The organism is Streptomyces avidinii (assembly GCF_014650695.1).
Lineage (GTDB): Bacteria > Actinomycetota > Actinomycetes > Streptomycetales > Streptomycetaceae > Streptomyces > Streptomyces avidinii.
The window spans coordinates 58,482-75,260 of record NZ_BMVL01000013.1; the positions used below are offsets into that span (position 1 = coordinate 58,482).

The 16,779-nt window shown below is 69.1% G+C and carries 13 protein-coding genes; 3 read left to right on the forward strand and 10 right to left on the reverse strand.

From position 1 onward, the window contains the following. Positions 1-47 precede the first annotated feature (47 nt). The 4 genes from IE257_RS28640 to IE257_RS28655 form a co-directional block, all read right to left on the reverse strand. Complete coding sequence (locus tag IE257_RS28640) at positions 48-251, reverse strand: hypothetical protein (protein WP_189972777.1); 204 nt, start codon at positions 249-251, stop codon at positions 48-50. 135 nt (positions 252-386) lie between these two features. After that, a complete protein-coding gene (locus IE257_RS28645; protein WP_189972778.1) occupies positions 387-3,389 on the reverse strand; it encodes a type 2 lanthipeptide synthetase LanM family protein in 3,003 nt (1,000 codons plus the stop codon). Between the two features lie 89 nt (positions 3,390-3,478). Further along, positions 3,479-3,703 carry a plantaricin C family lantibiotic gene (locus tag IE257_RS28650; RefSeq protein ID WP_268251443.1) on the reverse strand — a complete coding sequence of 75 codons (225 nt, stop codon included), beginning with the start codon at positions 3,701-3,703 and terminating at the stop codon, positions 3,479-3,481. Between the two features lie 15 nt (positions 3,704-3,718). Further along, positions 3,719-4,021, reverse strand: coding sequence for a helix-turn-helix domain-containing protein (locus tag IE257_RS28655; RefSeq protein ID WP_189972780.1), 303 nt, complete (start codon positions 4,019-4,021; stop codon positions 3,719-3,721). A 1,263-nt stretch (positions 4,022-5,284) separates the two neighbouring features. On the opposite strand from IE257_RS28655, the gene IE257_RS28660 reads away from it, so the two are divergent. Then, positions 5,285-5,653, forward strand: a complete 369-nt coding sequence (locus tag IE257_RS28660) for a hypothetical protein (protein ID WP_189972781.1) — start codon at positions 5,285-5,287, stop codon at positions 5,651-5,653. 951 nt (positions 5,654-6,604) lie between these two features. On the opposite strand, the gene IE257_RS28665 is transcribed toward IE257_RS28660, so the two are convergent. Next, a complete protein-coding gene (locus IE257_RS28665; RefSeq protein ID WP_189972782.1) occupies positions 6,605-7,942 on the reverse strand; it encodes a class I SAM-dependent RNA methyltransferase in 1,338 nt (445 codons plus the stop codon). A 95-nt stretch (positions 7,943-8,037) separates the two neighbouring features. Then, positions 8,038-10,101, reverse strand: a complete 2,064-nt coding sequence (locus IE257_RS28670) for an APC family permease (protein ID WP_189972783.1) — start codon at positions 10,099-10,101, stop codon at positions 8,038-8,040. 220 nt (positions 10,102-10,321) lie between these two features. Here IE257_RS28670 and IE257_RS28675 point away from each other — a divergent pair, with 220 nt between their 5' ends. Together IE257_RS28675 and IE257_RS28680 are read left to right on the forward strand one after the other, a co-directional pair. Continuing rightward, on the forward strand, positions 10,322-10,990 hold the full coding sequence (locus IE257_RS28675; protein WP_189972891.1) for a potassium channel family protein: 669 nt from the start codon (positions 10,322-10,324) through the stop codon (positions 10,988-10,990). Next, positions 10,987-11,649, forward strand: coding sequence for a potassium channel family protein (locus IE257_RS28680; protein ID WP_189972784.1), 663 nt, complete (start codon positions 10,987-10,989; stop codon positions 11,647-11,649). The genes IE257_RS28675 and IE257_RS28680 overlap by 4 nt, the downstream gene beginning before the upstream one ends. Before the next feature lie 527 nt (positions 11,650-12,176). Here the strand turns inward: IE257_RS28680 and IE257_RS28685 are convergent. From IE257_RS28685 to IE257_RS28700, 4 genes are read right to left on the reverse strand one after another with little or no spacing between them, the layout of a single operon-like run. Next, a complete protein-coding gene (locus IE257_RS28685; protein ID WP_189972785.1) occupies positions 12,177-12,917 on the reverse strand; it encodes a DUF3159 domain-containing protein in 741 nt (246 codons plus the stop codon). Positions 12,918-12,920: 3 nt separating this feature from the next. Then, positions 12,921-13,340: an OB-fold nucleic acid binding domain-containing protein gene (locus IE257_RS28690; protein WP_078626234.1), complete on the reverse strand. Its 420-nt coding sequence runs from the start codon at positions 13,338-13,340 to the stop codon at positions 12,921-12,923. A gap of 24 nt (positions 13,341-13,364) precedes the next feature. Continuing rightward, entirely contained in the window at positions 13,365-14,051 is a 687-nt protein-coding gene (locus tag IE257_RS28695) for a response regulator (RefSeq protein ID WP_189972786.1), read from the reverse strand. Beyond that, a complete protein-coding gene (locus IE257_RS28700) occupies positions 14,048-16,723 on the reverse strand; it encodes a DUF4118 domain-containing protein (protein ID WP_189972787.1) in 2,676 nt (891 codons plus the stop codon). The genes IE257_RS28695 and IE257_RS28700 overlap by 4 nt, the downstream gene beginning before the upstream one ends. Positions 16,724-16,779 lie beyond the last annotated feature (56 nt).

A 16,779-nucleotide genomic window follows, 5' to 3' on the forward strand; every position in this document is an offset into this window, starting at 1 on the left:
CCGGGACGTCCCGGGGCCGGCATGCCAGGTTTCCGCCTGCTGAGTCCTCAGCAGCGGCCGGTGCAGCCGCTGGTCGGGCACCCGCCCTGCATCGCGGCGCTGAAGGTGGTGATCGCCGTGGTGATACCGGCGCCACAGAGGATGCCGGAGGCGGCAGCGCCGGCGGCGAGCTCGCTCGGCTCCTCGGCCAGCTGGACCAGCTCCTCCTCGGAGACGAAGCCCGTGGTGGCGTCCTTGACGATGTTGCTCATGTTCTGTCCTTTCTCGTTGTGATGCGGGGTACTTGACGAAGGCTCCCGAAGGCTTCGGGAACCCCGTTCAGGAGCGGCCGCGGTGGACTGGCTGCCGCTGTTGCGATCCCGCGGCCGCAAGCAGTGGTGCGGGTCCTACCCGAGGTTCAGCACGCAGGGGTAGCTGTCCGGGGCGATGTGCCGGAGGATCGACCAGGCGAAGCCGGCGCGTCCGACGAGCAGACTGCTGCTGTAGGCGTACTTGGTGTCGGCCCGCTCTGGGTAACGCTCGACGACGTCGGTGAACAGCCGCGGATACAGGTCCTCGTCCAGGCATCCGCCGAAGAGCCCGGGCTGTTCCCGTTCGGCCATGGCGACAATCTCCGCACTGGCGAGATCCCCGTGGCAGTACGTCGGATTGTTGCCGAAGCCACGCTGCAGTGTCAGTTCGGCGAGCCGTTCCATTCGGGCCCGCGGTACCGCGTCCGGCGCGTGCCGGACGGCTGCGAGGGCGCCCAGGAGCATGCCGGGGGCGCCATGGCACCAGCCGTAGGAGCGGTCGGTACCGCCCCAGCCGCGCGGCCAGTCCCCGTCACGCACGTCGTAGGCGTCGAGCACGTCGGAGAGGATGCCGAGTCCGAGGTCGCGCGCCTCCGGGTCGCCGAGAAGCGTTCCGTACTCAAGGAGTACCGGGGCTATGCCCATGGCGCCATGGGCATAGCCGGTGTAGGGCGTGACCCGGCCGTACTGGGACCGGAGCCCGTTGAGGATCGCGGCCTCAGTGCCGGCGATGGAGCGTGCCGCCGCTTCGACGAGTTGCCGGTCCCCGTCGTCCTGAGCGCTACGGTGGAGGACGAGGCACACGGCGAGCGTGCCGGCCATACCGCTCACGAAGTCGCAGCCGACGTCCGGAGCTGCCCGCCGGGCCAGTTCCCCTGCCAGCTCACCGGCGGTCATCGCGCCGCCTGTGCCCAGTAGTCGCCGGACCGTGCTGATCGCGTAGACGGTACCGGCCAGACCGGTCATACCGCCCACCGATATCTTCGGCCCCTCCAGGGCTCCGCGCCGCAGCTGGTCCTCCAGAGGGTCGAGGACCCTCAGCGCCGCTTCGGCGTAGCCGCTGTCCCCGGTTTCCCTGGCGAGTCCGGCCAGGACGAGAGCGAGACCCGGGCTGCCTCCGTACAGGTCGTAGCCCAGCGTTCCCGGGCTCCACTGGCTCTGTTCGGCGGTCATCACCTGAGGGGCGATCCATGTGGCGGGGAAACCTTCGTGCCGGCTCGCGACCATGGTGGCAACGAACTCGTCGCCGATCCGCAGGGCCTCATCGAGCATCCGCTGACGAGACACGTCCACGTGGGGGGAGCCGACGGTACGAACCGGGGTGAAACCGGTGGTCTCCCCTTCTTCCGGCAGCTTGTTGACGAATGCGAGGTCGACCATGTGCAGCTCTCGGTCGATCACCTCCGGGCCGAGTCCGGTGATGCGTGCTCGGACAGCGTCCATGGGGGGTTCGTCGAATGCGTCAGCGCACACCGCGATGCTTCCGACCTGGGAATCCGAGCGGGAGAACAGCGTGGTGGACCGCGCCGTGTACTCGAAGTACGGCACGTCCCAAGCGGCGAGTTGACGGGCTTCATCGTCCACCAATTCGTGGGCGTCTCCCGTGCGCAGAACAACCCGGTGGAGCAATGCGCTGCGCACGACGGGGTCTCGCAGAGCGGTGGGATGGGTGACCATCCGAAGGAGCTGCGAATAGAAGACCGTGGGAATGTTGACGTAACGGAAATGAGCATCGCCGAGGTGTGATTCGATTGCGCCCAGCACCTCGCCGGGATGCGTCCGCGCATACTCAAGAATGCGACGGAACTCCGTCTTGATTATCTCTCGTTGCACTGATACCGCAAGGCCGGCGGCACCGAACACGGACAGGTTCGCGTTGACTGCCACTGTCTCGGCCTCGGCCAGCTCGACGAACATGTCGTCGCGACCCGAATTGTGCACCGCAAACGTACGGTAGGGAATCTTTTGCCCCGGGTCGTAGCCGATGGCACCGATATCCATTCCCCGGTCCGAGTCGCTCGACTTCACGACCATCGGCAGGATACCGATTCCGGCGACCGACTCGCTTATGAACGTGGCGGCCTGGTGCGCCGCAGAGCTCTCACTTTCCGTGACGGTACGGCTCAGGCGCGGTGTCAGCAGCGTCTCGGTGTCGACGACGACTGGGCCGTCCACGCAGGTGACCACATTCTCGTAATGAATGTCCGTGGCCTTGAGTAGATAGAGAATGCCCGCCAGGCGCCCTATGTGGGCAAAATATTCCTTTGCGTCACCGGAAAATTCCTCAGTGCGCACGTACTCGACGAATCCACCTTCGCCGGTGGACACCGCGGTGATGGTGCGCAAACCGGTGCCCAGACGTTCGTTCACCCAGCGGACGAATGCGTGGTAGCCGATCTCCGCCCCGATCGGGTGCGGCTTGTAGAGGATCCGGCTGTTGTCCGCAAACACGATCCGGGCGGCAGACTTTCCGCCGTTGTGGGTGTCGCCCTCGCCCATGTGGATGGCTGAGATCAGTGGCCGGTTGGCGAGGCCTGGAATCTCGGCAGCCAGCCGGTCACGGTGGGCCTCGACCTCGCCGACCAGGTGCAGGAGATAGGACTCGGCCGCATGCACACGGGCACGCGCCGCCCGGAAGAGGCCGGCGTTCCGCCGCAGCAGTTCGGCGTGGCCGGCATCACTGTTGGTCCAGACACGGAAGTCCCGGTACCGCGCCTCAGGCGTGTCGCCGACCAGCAGACCGGCGGCCCGGCGACGGTTCAGTTCATCGAGGAGCGTGCGCAGCATCAGGGCCGCCGTGGCCCCCGTCTGGCCAGTAAGGAAGTCTCTGACCAGGCTGTTCTGGGGGGAGACCACGGGTGAGGCGGCCACCGCGCGATCCAGCCGGTCCGTCCAGCTACGCACGTGGTGCGCAACGTAGTCATGGAACCGGCCTTCGATGTCGAGCGCGGCATCATAGGCGTCCGGCGGCGCAGCATGGACACCCTCCACTCCCCCGCCTTCGGCGCTCGCCGCCTCGCTGAGGAGCTTCCGGTGCAGCCGGTCCCACATCTCACCGGCCGGAAGCTCGGGGAGATAGGTGCGCAGAACTTCCGTCACCGCACTCGCTGTTATTGCACTCGTCATGGTAATTCCGGTTCCACGGAGAACCAGGTGCCGGACTTCACAGGGCCCGGCACCCAGGTCGATCAGCGCTGGCAGTTCTTCTGGCACTCGACTGTGACGGTGCACAGGTGGCCGTTGTTACCCAGCGCCCAGCTGGCCACGGTGTAGGTGACCGTCTCGAAGATGGTGCCCGCACTCAGACCGTCGAGGTTCTGCTCGTTGATTTCTTCAAGAATATCGACATTGCGGTTATGCATGAGACTTGACCTCTTCTTTGACTCCCGAGGACGTTTTCCCCCGGCCGCCACTAGTGTCGATCAGGGTCAACTAGCGCCACTATTGTCGTCAGCGACAGTCTTCGCCAACGCAGCACGACAGCCGAAGTTGTGCGAATGAGAGGCAAGGCAGAGCTGAAGCCGCGAATCAAGCTCGAGCTTCTCGGATATGTTGCTGATATGGGCCCGCACTGTCCGCTCGCTCACGTAGAGCGAGTCGGCCAACGCCTGGTTGGAAACTCCCTGCGAGAGCAGAGCGAACACTTCACGCTCTCGGGAGGTGAGGCGGTCGACGCGCGGCAGAGCTGCCACCCACACCTCAGTCGACTTTACTGCGATCAAACGATCCATCTGATGCTTCCACTCGCAACTGTCCTCGCGAGCCGTGGCCGACGCCGACAGGCTCGCACGCCGATGACTTCAGGCTTCAGGTAACAGAAGGCGAGTCAGATACTGCTTCAGTCGATGCCACCCGAGCAGCGGTGTTGTGCGCGTCGCGCGTGAAATACATGAATTTCCCCCAGAGTTGCAAGCTGGTGGTCAGCCAGCAGCGTCACGCTACCAAACAGGAGAGCGGCCGCGATTAAACCGCCCTTGTGATCTACACCGCAGAATGAACGAACGCGTTGATCTAATGGTCCGTCAACAACGGTACACACAGGCCATGTTCGGTGCATCAGGCGACGCCGGGACTACTCCCTCGGACAAGCGGTCCAGCGCAACTCGATTGATCCGGGGAGATGTTGTCGGCCTCTTTTTGGCTGAAAAATTCCCTGAGGCCTGTGAGGTCGTCCTCGAGAGGGAGCGGGACCCAAGGGGCCTGTCGGCAGACCGGTGAGCCGCAACCTGCGGGGTGCGCGAATGCGGTGACCGGCGCCGGCACAGCGCGGGGTAACGCGGGGTGCACAACCGTCGGGGCGTCCGCCGGACCGATCCGTTCGATCAGAGGGTCGGACACGAGTAGGAAGTAGCGAGGGGCCGACTCCAAGACGCCGTCGGACCCTCTGGGCATCTGCCACGCTGAGCCCGGAAGCGCTTCAACGCCGCCCGCCACGACGGCCGATGACCGATGGCCCAACCCGTCCCAGGGGGACCGCATGACCAAAACGTGACCAACAGTGCCCAGTAACAGACAGAAACACCTGGAAGAGGGCTGACACGGAGGGAAGTTCAGAACCTACGCCACGCCGATAGAACTGCAGGTCAGGGGTGGCACGGGCCGGTTCCATCGAGGGGGCTGCCGTTCACTCATGAGCCTCGAGAAGCGCAGCGAGGCGGTCCACTACCGGCACAGCCGCTCCTGCCTGGCATGGCCCGGTCCTCCCTCCCTGTTCACCACACAGGAGCTACGAGCGAAGATGATCCGGAGGAAGCGCTGCGAGCTGCGCGGACCTGACCCGTGTAGGCCCACTGCCCACATCAGCCACGAGTCCGACGAGCACCTCGCCCGCAAGGAATGCGTCGCGAAGGACTCCGAAGATCACGGCTTCCACGCCGGCATCGAGTCGCACACCGCAGACGGGCACGCGCGCCTCGATGTACGCATCAACGGCGCCAACGGCATCGTCCTTGGCTACGATCCTCAGCTGAGCGCCCAGACAGCCCGCGGAATGCGTGCACGGGAGGGGTTCCGGCGCCCGTGGCGGTGTTCAGTCGGTCTGGGACTTCGCCGACCCCGACCACGCAGGCATCGGCACCGTCCCATACGCCCGCACGCCCAACCTGCCGACCTCCGTCATCCGCGTGCAGAAGAACCACATCGCGCTCCAGGACGGCAACTTCGTCCTGGAGGAGGGCCAGTGCAGCCAGAACGGCGCGCTCACCCGGTGCCCGGAGAAGCCCTACGACCCGGAGAACCCCACCGACGCCGGGTACTGCGGGGGCTGGCACCGCGTCCTCGTGCCCGCCCACCAGTCGAGCACCTTCACGGGGGAAGGCGGTTTGACCCCTTACCCGGTTCATCCTGGAAGCTGCGGCCGGTGAGCGGATCCCGTTCCAGCGGGGCGGCCACCACGGTTGGCTCCCCGCACAGCAGTGGCAGCAATACCTCGAGACGAACGGGCCCGCCCTGGACCACAAGGAGCGCCAGCCACTCGTACGACAGGGGGACCGGCGCGACAGGTGCACCGAGGACCGTCCGGCTTCGGAGGTGCGGGCTGAACCACCGAAGCAGAGACGTGGCGGACGCGCGATCGTCCTTGAGTCCCGACCCCGGGAAGCCGAGGCCGCCAGGGTTCCGGTCGATGCCTCGGGTCAAGCAATCCCGCTCGGCCGCTACGGCCGCGGTCAGCCCGCAAGCCTTCCAGGACCCGAAGGGCTGCCCGAGCACTTCTCGTGCCGCAGGAATCATGCGGCGTGATCTATCGGCCACCGCTGACTGCCCCTCGCTGCGTCACCTGGCGCGAGAGCCCCCTACCCCGGTTCGGGTGGAGGATGTCGTATTTCCGCCCGAGATATCGGTCCTCGGTGCCACAGTGGGCGCAGCACACCCAGCACCCTTTTCCCGAGGAGCAGACCGTGGCCCAGAGCACCACCTTCCGCACCAGCACCAAGCAGGACACCCTCACCAACCACGTTGTGGAGTTCCTCAGCCGGGCCTCCCGCGCACTCCGGAACTTGGCCGACTCGGCTGACCACGCGGCGAAGATGGTGCGAAAAGCGGACTCGGCACGGCGAAGCTGAACCGTCACACCCGGGTAGGCCAGCGGACGTGCTCTCCGCGCGAGCGGAGGTGAGCCGCCCCGCGGAGGAACAAGGCCGGCCGGCCTCCAGCGCACAGCCCTGGCCCCGCCCTACGGGGCCTGGCTCGCCCAACAGGTCGCCTGACTCCCCATCAGAACGAGCGTCATTTGAGCGTCACGAGCGTCATTTCAGCGTCAAGATATCGCCCGTAACGCCCACAATGCACATAACGCACACCGGGAAACCTGCAGGTCAGGCGGCCTTCGCGATGGGTTCAAGGATCGCGACGCACTCCACGTGGTGCGTCATCGGGAAGAGGTCGAAGACGCGCAGGGTGCGGACCTTGTAGCCGTTCTCCTTGAAGTAGCCGAGGTCCCGGGCCAGGGCCGCCGGGTCGCATGCCACGTACGCGATGCGGCGCGCCGAGAGGCCCGTGATGTGGCGGACCGTCTGCTTGCCCGCGCCCGCGCGCGGGGGGTCCAGGACGACCAGGTCGCACTCCGTGATCCCCGTCTTCGGGAGGATCTGCTCGACCTTGCCCTGCTCGATGCGGACCCGCGGGAAGTCCGCCAGGTTGTGGCGGGCGTCCTCCACCGCGCGCTTCGTCGACTCGATGCCGAGGACGGCCCCGGTCTCGCCCAGGCGTTCCGCGAGGGCGCCCGCGAAGATGCCGACGCCGCAGTAGAGGTCGAGGGCCATCTCGCCCTTGCGCGGCATCAGGCCCTGCATGACGGCCTTGATCAGGGTGTCCGCGGCCTGCGGGTGGACCTGCCAGAAGCCGCCCATGCCCACGCGGTACGTACGGCCGTCCGCGCGCTCCCGTACGAAGGGGCGGCCGTGGACGCGGTGGACGCCGCCGTCCTTCTCCTCCACGCGCAGCACGGAGACCGGCTTGTCCAGCTCCACGAGGGGGAGGCGGCCGCCGGGGCGGGGGGTGAGGACGACCTGGCGGTCCTGGGAGCCGGTCGCGGCGATCGCCTCGACGGTGGCCATCTGGGGCCAGTCCTGCTTCTCGATGCCCAGCTCGCTGACGCCCGGCGCCGCGATCATGCAGTGCTCGATGGCCTCGATCTCGTGCGAGCGGTGGCGGCGCAGGCCGACCGTGCCGTCCTCGTCGATGGCGAACTGCACGCGGGTCCGCCACTGCGGCACCTGCCCGGCCGGCAGCTTGTCGCCCTCGGCGGGCATCACGGTGCCGTCCCAGCCGGCTTCCTCCGGGGTGAGGCCGGCGAGCCGCTTCAGCTGCTCGGTGACGACCTCGCCCTTGAGCCGGCGCTGGGCGCCGGGCTTCGCGTGCTGCCAGTCGCAGCCGCCGCACTTGCCGGGGCCGGCGTACGGGCAGGGGGCCTCCACGCGGTCCTTGGAGGCGTCGAGCACGGTGATCGCGTCGGCGCGCAGGTAGCGGGAGTCGACGTCGCCCTCGGTGACCTTGGCGACGACCTTCTCACCGGGCAGGGTGTGGCGGACGAACAGGACGCGGCCGTCCTCGGTCCTGGCGATGCAGTGACCACCGTGCGCGACGGGGCCGACCTCGACCTCGTACTCCTCCCCGACCAGTGACTGCTTCTCGTTCTGCTCGACGCTCGTCATGGTGGGGAGACTCCAAAAAACTGAACCAACGGAAAACGGCCGGACGACCGACCCACCAGTTTACGTGGATCTCGTCCGGCCGTTCACCAACCGGCTCAGCCCTTCGGGGTGGGCTCCTTCGGCGGCCGCGGCGGCCGAGGCGTGTCGACCGGGCCCCGGCGCACCGCACCCGGGGCGTTCCAGTCCTGGCGCTTCTTCGCCCGCCGCTTGGCGAGCTCCGAGGACTCCAGCTGGTAGGGCACCGAGGTGACCATGACACCGGGCGTGAAGAGCAGCCGGCCCTTGAGGCGCAGCGCGCTCTGGTTGTGCAGGAGGTGTTCGTACCAGCGGCCGACGACGTACTCGGGGATGTAGACGCTGACCGCGTCGCGCGGGTTCTCGCTGCGCAGCCCCTTGACGTACTCGACCACCGGGCGGGTGATCTCCCGGTACGGCGAGTCGAGGATCTTGAGCGGGACGTTGATCCCGCGCCGGTCCCACTCCTCGCGCAGCGCCTTGGTCTCGGCCGGGTCCACGCTGATGCTGAGCGCCTCCAGGGTGTCCGAGCGGGTCAGCTTGGCGAACGCCAGGGCGCGCAGCGTGGGCTTGTGGACCTTGGAGACCAGGACGATCGAGTGGACCCGGGAGGGCCGCACGCTGTCGTCGCTGGGGCCCTCGGCGGCGGCGATCTCCGCGGAGACGCGGTCGTAGTGCTTGCGGATCGCGCTCATCGTGCCGTAGAAGATCAGCATGCCGAGCAGGGCCACCCATGCACCGTGGGTGAACTTCGTGGCGAGGACGATGACCAGCACCATGCCGGTGAAGAAGGCGCCGAAGGCGTTGATCGCCCGGGAGCGGTGCATCCGGCGGCGGGCGGCGACCTCGCGCTCCGTCTTCAGGTGGCGGTTCCAGTGCCGGACCATGCCGATCTGGCTCAGCGTGAAGGAGACGAACACGCCGACGATGTAGAGCTGGATCAGCTTGGTCGAGTCCGCGTCGTAGACCCAGACGAGCAGGATGGCCGCGCCGGCGAGGAGCACGATGCCGTTGGAGAAGGCGAGCCGGTCGCCCCGGGTGTGCAGCTGGCGCGGAAGGTAGCGGTCCTGCGCGAGGATCGAGCCGAGCAGCGGGAAGCCGTTGTAGGCGGTGTTCGCCGCCAGGAAGAGCACCAGTGCGGTGGCCGCGGCCAGCAGGATGAAGAGGAAGCTGCCGTCGCCGAAGACGGCCTCGGCCACCTGCGAGATCACCGGGTTCTGGATGTACTCGGGGCCGACCGGGACGCCGTTCGCCAGCAGGTCCTCGGCGGGGTTCTCGGCCATCCTCACGTCGCTGGCCATGGCCAGGCCGATGATCCCGCAGAACATGGTGACCGCCAGGCCGCCCATGTAGGCGAGGGTGGACGCCGCGTTCTTGCTCTTCGGCTTGCGGAAGGCGGGTACGCCGTTGCTGATGGCCTCGACACCGGTCAGGGCCGCACAGCCGGAGGAGAAGGCCCTCAGCAGCAGGAAGACCATCGCGAAGCCGGCCAGCCCCTGTTGCTCGGGTTTGATCTCGAGGTCGGCGGTCGGCGCCGTCAGGGTCTCGCCGAGGACGATGCCCTTCCAGGCACCCCAGCCGATCATGACGAATACGGCGGCGACGAAGACATAGGTCGGGATCGCGAAGAGCTTGCCGGATTCCTTCACACCGCGCAGGTTCATCAGCGTGAGCAGAAGGATCATGACGGTCGCCGAGAGCACCTTGTGCTCGATGACGAAATGCACGGCGGAGCCGAGGTTCTCGACTCCGGAGGAGATCGACACGGCAACGGTCAGGACGTAGTCGACGAGCAGGGCGCTCGCCACGGTCAGGCCGGCCTTGGGTCCGAGATTCGTGTTGGCGACCTCGTAGTCGCCGCCACCGCTCGGGTAGGCGTGGACGTTCTGACGGTAGGACGCCACGACGGTGAACATCAGCACGACGACCGCGAGTGCGATCCAGGGGCTGTACTGGTACGCCGACACGCCCGCGATCGACAGGACCAGCAGGACTTCGCCAGGGGCATATGCCACGGACGACAGCGGGTCGGAGGCGAAGACGGGAAGGGCGATCCGCTTGGGAAGGAGTGTTTCTCCGAGGCGGTCGCTGCGTAGCGCCCGGCCGATCAGGATCCGTTTGGGCACGTCGGTCAGTTTGGACACGCAGAGGATCGTAAGCGTTCGAAATCAGACTGACGAACCCCCCACCCCCTGATACCGCAATCCCGCCGCAATTCCTCCCCGGCGGCACCACGACTGCGGCGCAAGAGGCCCCACCGGTGACCGCCCGTGTGTAGCTTGGGCCATGGTCTGAGACCCTGTTAAACCAGAGCATGCAATGAGGCTGGGAACCAGCGAGTCGCTGACAGCCGGAAGGACGGCCGTGCACATCGTCATCATGGGTTGCGGAAGGGTGGGCTCCGCCCTCGCGCAAACCCTGGAACAGCAGGGGCATACGGTCGCCGTCGTCGACCAGGACCCCACCGCATTCCGCCGGCTCGGCGCCGGATTCGGCGGCCGCCGCGTCACCGGTGTCGGCTTCGACCAGGACACCCTGCGGGAGGCGGGAATCGAGGACGCGGGCGCCTTCGCCGCCGTCAGCAGTGGTGACAATTCCAACATCATCGCCGCCCGCGTGGCCCGTGAGATGTTCGGCGTCGAGAACGTCGCCGCCCGCATCTACGACCCCAAGCGCGCCGAGGTCTACCAGCGTCTCGGCATCCCCACGGTCGCCACCGTGCGCTGGACCGCCGACCAGATGCTGCGCCGGCTGCTGCCCTCGGGCGCCGAGCCGCTGTGGCGCGACCCGAGCGGTGGCGTGCAGCTCGCCGAGGTGCACACCTCCTCCGCGTGGATCGGGCACAAGGTCAGCCAACTCCAGGAGGAGACGGGCGTCCGCGTGGCGTTCCTCACCCGCCTGGGCGAGGCGATGCTGCCCACGTCGGCGACGGTCCTGCAGGAGGGCGACCTCGTCCACGTGATGATGCGCACGGACGAGATCGACAAGGTCGAGGCGGCATTCGCCGAAGGCCCCGAGGAGGCACACGCATGAGGGTCGCGATCGCCGGGGCAGGTGCGGTGGGTCGCTCCATCGCGGGCGAACTGCTGGAGAACGGCCACGAGGTGCTCCTCGTCGACAAGGCCCCGACCGCCATCTCGGTGGAGCGGGTACCGCAGGCAGAGTGGCTGCTGGCCGACGCCTGCGAGATCACCTCGCTGGACGAGGCCGCGCTCCAGCGCTGCAACGTGGTCATCGCGGCCACCGGCGACGACAAGGTCAACCTGGTCGTCTCGCTGCTCGCCAAGACCGAGTACGGGGTCCCGCGCGTGGTGGCCCGCGTCAACAACCCGAAGAACGAGTGGCTCTTCAACGAGTCCTGGGGCGTCGACGTCGCCGTCTCCACGCCGCGCCTGATGTCGGCCCTGGTCGAGGAGGCCGTCAGCGTCGGCGACCTGGTGCGGCTGCTGCGCTTCAGCCACGGCGACGCCAACCTCGTCGAACTGACCCTGCCGGCCGACTCCTCGGTCGCGGGCACCCAGATCGGCGACATCAGCTGGCCCGAGGACACCTCGCTGGTCACGATCATCCGGGGCAACCGGGTCCTCACCCCGCACGGGGAGGAGACCCTGGAGCCGGGCGACGAACTGCTCTTCGTGGCCGCCCAGGCCCGCGAGGAACAGCTGGAGATCCTCCTCCAGGCCCGCCGCTAGCCCTTGGCCCTGCGGGCACGCTCGACGACGAAGGGGGCGCGCCCTGCGGGGCGCGCCCCCTTCGGGCTTCCCGCCGCCGGTCTGCGTGCCCCTGCGCGACCGCGCTGTACGACCGCGGGCTCTCGCTCCCGCGGCTGTCCCGGCCCGGTGGCGCGAAAACCGTGGCCGACAGCCCGCCCCGGCCGCCCAGCCGCCCGGCATCGACCTGCGCACGGCACGCCTTGCCCGGCAGGCGCGCATGCAGCGCTACTGCGCCCTCCGCGACCCGGGCATGCCCGCCCGGCGGCGCGCCACCGGGCCGTCGGCCCTGCCGCGATCCCGGGGCGCGCCCGGCAGCCGCCCGAGTCGTCACGTCAGCGCCCTGCGGACCCCACCCCGCGCCGGGGGCCGTCTGTCCCGTCCGGCCCCCCCTGCGCCCCCGCAGACGCGCGCGTTCCGCCGCCGGGGTCGCGGCAGTGCGTACGCAGTACGAAAGGGGCGGGACCGGCCTGCAGGCCGGTCCCGCCCCTTTCGTCAGCTGTGCGCCGTCAGGCCTTCGGCCCCTTGGCGGCGGCTTCGGCGGCCTCCTTGGCCTCCCACTCGGCGATCACGTCGATCGGCGGCGGCGCCTTGGCCAGGAAGACCCAGGTGAAGTACACCGCGAGCACCATCGGCGGCAGCTTCAGCGCGATGAGTACCCAGCCCAGCTGCGTCGCGTCACCCCACCAGTACAGCGGGAAGAGGATCGCGTACTTCGCGAGGAAGATCAGGCCCCAGGCCAGGCTGGCCTTGACGTACGCCTTCTTGCGCCCGGGGTTGCGGGTGCGCCAGGACAGGTTCTCCTTGAACACCGGGCCGAGGATCACGCCCAGCAACGGGAAGCCCACCAGCGCCGAGACCGTGAAGGCCACGCCCAGGCCGACGCCGTAGATCATGCCCGGCAGGTAGAAGCCCTTCGCGCTGCCCGTGAACAGGGCGAATGCCACGCCCACGCCCACGCCGAACACCCCGCTGAAGGCGTGCTTGACCGTGTCCTTGCGCAGCAGCCGGACGATCACCAGCAGGATCGCGACCGCGCCCGCCGCGATGGCGGACCACTTCACGTCCTTGTTGATCGTGTAGATCATGACGAAGAGCAGCCCGGGCAGCATCGTCTCCACGGTGCCCCGGATGCCGCCGAAGGCATCGAAGAGCGCTGCCTGGGTCACGGCCTTCTGGTCCTCGGACGGCGCGGCCGCATGTCGCGGCCCGGCCGGTTCCGGGGTGGTCGGTTTGTCGAGTGACGTCACCGGTCAGTGCTCCTGTCCGAGCGGGCGGAGTTCGTACTTCGGGTTGAAGAGCACCCGACGGCCGTGGGTCATGGAGATGCGCCCTGAAGCAATCATGCGTCGGCCGGGCTCGATTCCCACGATCGAGCGACGCCCGAGCCAGACCACATCCAGTGCGGCCGAGCCGTCGAAGAGCTCGGCCTCCAGGGCGGGAACGCCCGCACGCGGCCGCAGGGTGACCGTACGCAGGGTTCCGGTCACCTTGACTATCTGACGGTCGTGGCAGTCGCAGATCCGCGTACACCCCGCGGCTTCTGCGTCCTCCTGCAGCTCCGCCGAATGCAGCTCCTCCTGGGAGGTGGACAGCCGCTCAATCATCCGGCGGAACCGGCCCGCAGGCCTGGCCGGCTTCGCGGGCTTCTCGGGACGCGGTTCAGCACTCATACAGGAAGCGTACCGGCGTGCCCACTACCGCTCGAAGCGGTATCCCATGCCCGGCTCGGTGATGAAGTGCCGCGGGTGCGAGGGATCCGCCTCCAGTTTCCGCCGCAGTTGGGCCATGTAGACCCGCAGGTAGTTCGTCTCGGTGCCGTACGAGGGCCCCCAGACCTCCTGGAGCAGCTGCTTCTGGCTGACCAGCTTGCCGCGGTTGCGGACCAGGACCTCCAGCAGGTGCCACTCGGTGGGCGTGAGCCGTACGTCGCGCCCCTCGCGCACGGCCTTCTTCGCGGCCAGGTCCACCGTGAAACCGGCGGTCTCCACGATCACCTCGTCCTCGCCGGCGCCCGCCGCCGGCTCCGCCCGGCGGACGGCGGCGCGCAGCCGCGCCAGCAGCTCGTCCATGCCGAAGGGCTTGGTGACGTAGTCATCGGCGCCCGCGTCCAGGGCCTCGACCTTCTCGTCGGAGCTGTGCCGGGCGGAGAGGACGAGGATCGGCACCCGGGTCCAACCGCGCAGGCCCTTGATCACCTCGACGCCGTCCATGTCGGGCAGCCCGAGGTCGAGGACGACCACGTCGGGGGGGCGGGCCGCCGCGAGTTCCAAGGCGCTGGCGCCGTCGGCCGCGGCGTCGACCTCGTACCTGCGTGCCTTCAGGTTGATCACAAGCGCGCGGACGATCTGCGGCTCGTCTTCCACCACGAGCACCCGGGTCATTGAGGTCCTGCCTTCTGTCGCGTCATCCGATCACGGTCGTGATCAAGTTCCATCGGTTCTGTCGGTTCTGCGGGTGCTGCGGGTACTGCGAATGCCGCGGGCTCTGCCGGTTCCGCGGCCGCGGCCGTGCCCTCGCCGCCGTCCACGGTGGCACGGTCCGGTGCCCGGCCGCCGCGCACGGCGCGCAGCGTGAGCACCATGGTCAGCCCGCCCCCGGGAGTGTCCTCGGCCGTCAGGGTGCCCTCCATGGCCTCGGCGAAGCCGCGGGCCACCGCGAGCCCGAGGCCGACACCGGCCCCGCGCGGGGCGTCCCCGTACCGCTGGAACGGGGCGAAGATCCGGTCCTTGGCCTCGTCGGGCACGCCCCGCCCGCGGTCGACGACCCGTACCTCGACCCGGTCGCCGAGGCAGCTGGCCGCCACCAGGACGCGCTCCCCCGCCGGGCTGTACTTGACGGCGTTCTCCACCACGTTGGCCACGGTCCGCTCCAGCAGCCCCGGGTCCACCGCCACCATGGGCAGCGCCTCCGGCACGTCGAGCGCCACACTGTCCTCCGGTACGCCGCCCAGCGCCATCGGGACCACCTCGTCGAGGTCGATCTCCCGGATCAGCGGGGTGACGGTGCCGGTCTGCAGCCGGGACATGTCGAGCAGGTTGCCCACCAGGTGGTCGAGCCGGTCGGCGCCGTCCTCGATGCCTTCCAGGAGCTCGGCCCGGTCCTCCTCGGACCACTCCACGTCGTCGGAGCGCAGGGAGCTCACGGAGGCCTTGATGGCCGCCAGCGGCGTACGGAGGTCATGGCTGACGGCGGCCAGCAGCGCGGTGCGGATCCGGTTGCCCTCGGCCAGCCGGCGGGCCTCCTCGGCCTCGCCGACCAGCCGCTGGCGGTCCAGGACCACGGCGGCCTGCGCCGCGAACGCGCCTAGCACCCGGCGGTCCTCGGCGGGCAGCACCCGCCCGGACAGGGCCAGGGCCATGTGGTCCCCGATGGGCATGTCCACATCGGCGTCCTCGGGCCGGGCGGCGGGGCTCGGGCCGACGCTGCCGGCCGGGCGCCAGGGCTCCACGTCGCCCGCCCGTTCCAGCAGGGCCACGGACTCCATGGCGAAGGTCTCGCGCACCCGCTCCAGCAGCGCGTCCAGGGTGGTCTCCCCGCGCAGCACGCTGCCGGCCAGGAAGGAGAGGATCTCGGACTCGGCGCGCAGCCGGGCCGCCTGGTGGGTGCGCCGCGCGGCCAGGTCCACCACCGAGGCCACCGAGACGGCGACCCCGAAGAAGACGACGATGGCGACGATGTTCTTGGGGTCGGACACCGTGAACCGGTGCAGGGGCGGCGCGAAGAAGTAGTTGAGCAGCAGCGAGCCGAGGGCGGCGGAGGCCAGGGCCGGCCAGAGCCCGCCGAGCAGCGCGGCGGCCACCGTCAGCGCCAGGAAGAGCAGCATGTCGTTGGCGATCCCGAGGTCCGCCTCGACGTGCGTGAGCAGCAGGCACAGCAGGACGGGGAAGATCGTCCCGACCACCCAGCCGGCCATGATCCGGGTCCGCCCGAGCCGGGCCGCCGAGCGCACCACGGGCAGGCCGCGCCCCTTGGCGACCTCCTCGTGGGTGACGATGTGGACATCGAGGTCCGGCCCCGAGTCGCGGGCGACGCTCGCGCCGACACCGGGGCCGAAGACGTACTGCCAGGAGCGGCGGCGGCTGGAGCCGAGCACGATCTGGGTGGCGTTGACCCCGCGCGCGAAGGCGAGCAGGGCGTCGGGGATGTTGTCGCCGATCACATGGTGAAACGTTCCGCCCAGGTCCTCGACCAGGGTCCGCTGGACGGCGAGCTCCTTCGGCGAGGCGGCGGTCAGCCCGTCGCTGCGGGCGATGTAGACGGCGAGGATCTCGCTGCCCGAGCCCTTGGCGGCCATCCGCGCGGCGCGCCGGATCAGGGTGCGCCCCTCCGGTCCGCCGGTGAGCCCCACCACGATCCGCTCCCGCGCCTGCCAGGTCGAGCGGATGTCGTGCTCGCCCCGGTACTGCTGGAGGTACTCGTCCGCCCGGTCGGCCACCCACAGCAGCGCGAGCTCGCGCAGTGCGGTGAGGTTACCCGGCCGGAAGTAGTTCGACAGGGCCGCGTCGACCTTCTCGGGCCGGTATATGTTCCCGTGCGCCATCCGCCGGCGCAGCGCCTGCGGGGACATGTCGACCAGCTCGACCTGGTCGGCCCGGCGGACCACCTCGTCCGGCACCGTCTCCCGCTGCCGCACCCCGGTGATCGACTCGACCACGTCCCCGAGGGACTCCAGGTGCTGGATGTTCACGGTGGACACGACGTCGATGCCGGCCCGCAGCAGCTCCTCCACGTCCTGCCAGCGCTTGGCGTTGCGCGAGCCGGGCACGTTGGTGTGCGCGAGCTCGTCCACCAGCGCTATGGCGGGCCGGCGGGCGAGCAGGGCGTCCACGTCCATCTCGGTGAAGGAGGCGTCCCGGTACTTCAGGGCCCTGCGCTCCACCTGTTCGAGGCCGTGGAGCATGACCTCCGTGCGCGGCCGGCCGTGGTGCTCGACGAAGCCGACGACGCAGTCCGCGCCGCGCTCCACCCGGCGATGGCCCTCGGAGAGCATCGCGTAGGTCTTGCCCACACCGGGCGCCGCGCCGAGGTAGATCCTGAGCTTGCCGCGTCCCATGCGCCCCATTCTCCGGGACGTCCACGCGGCGCACGCACCGATCGGCACCCCCGCGG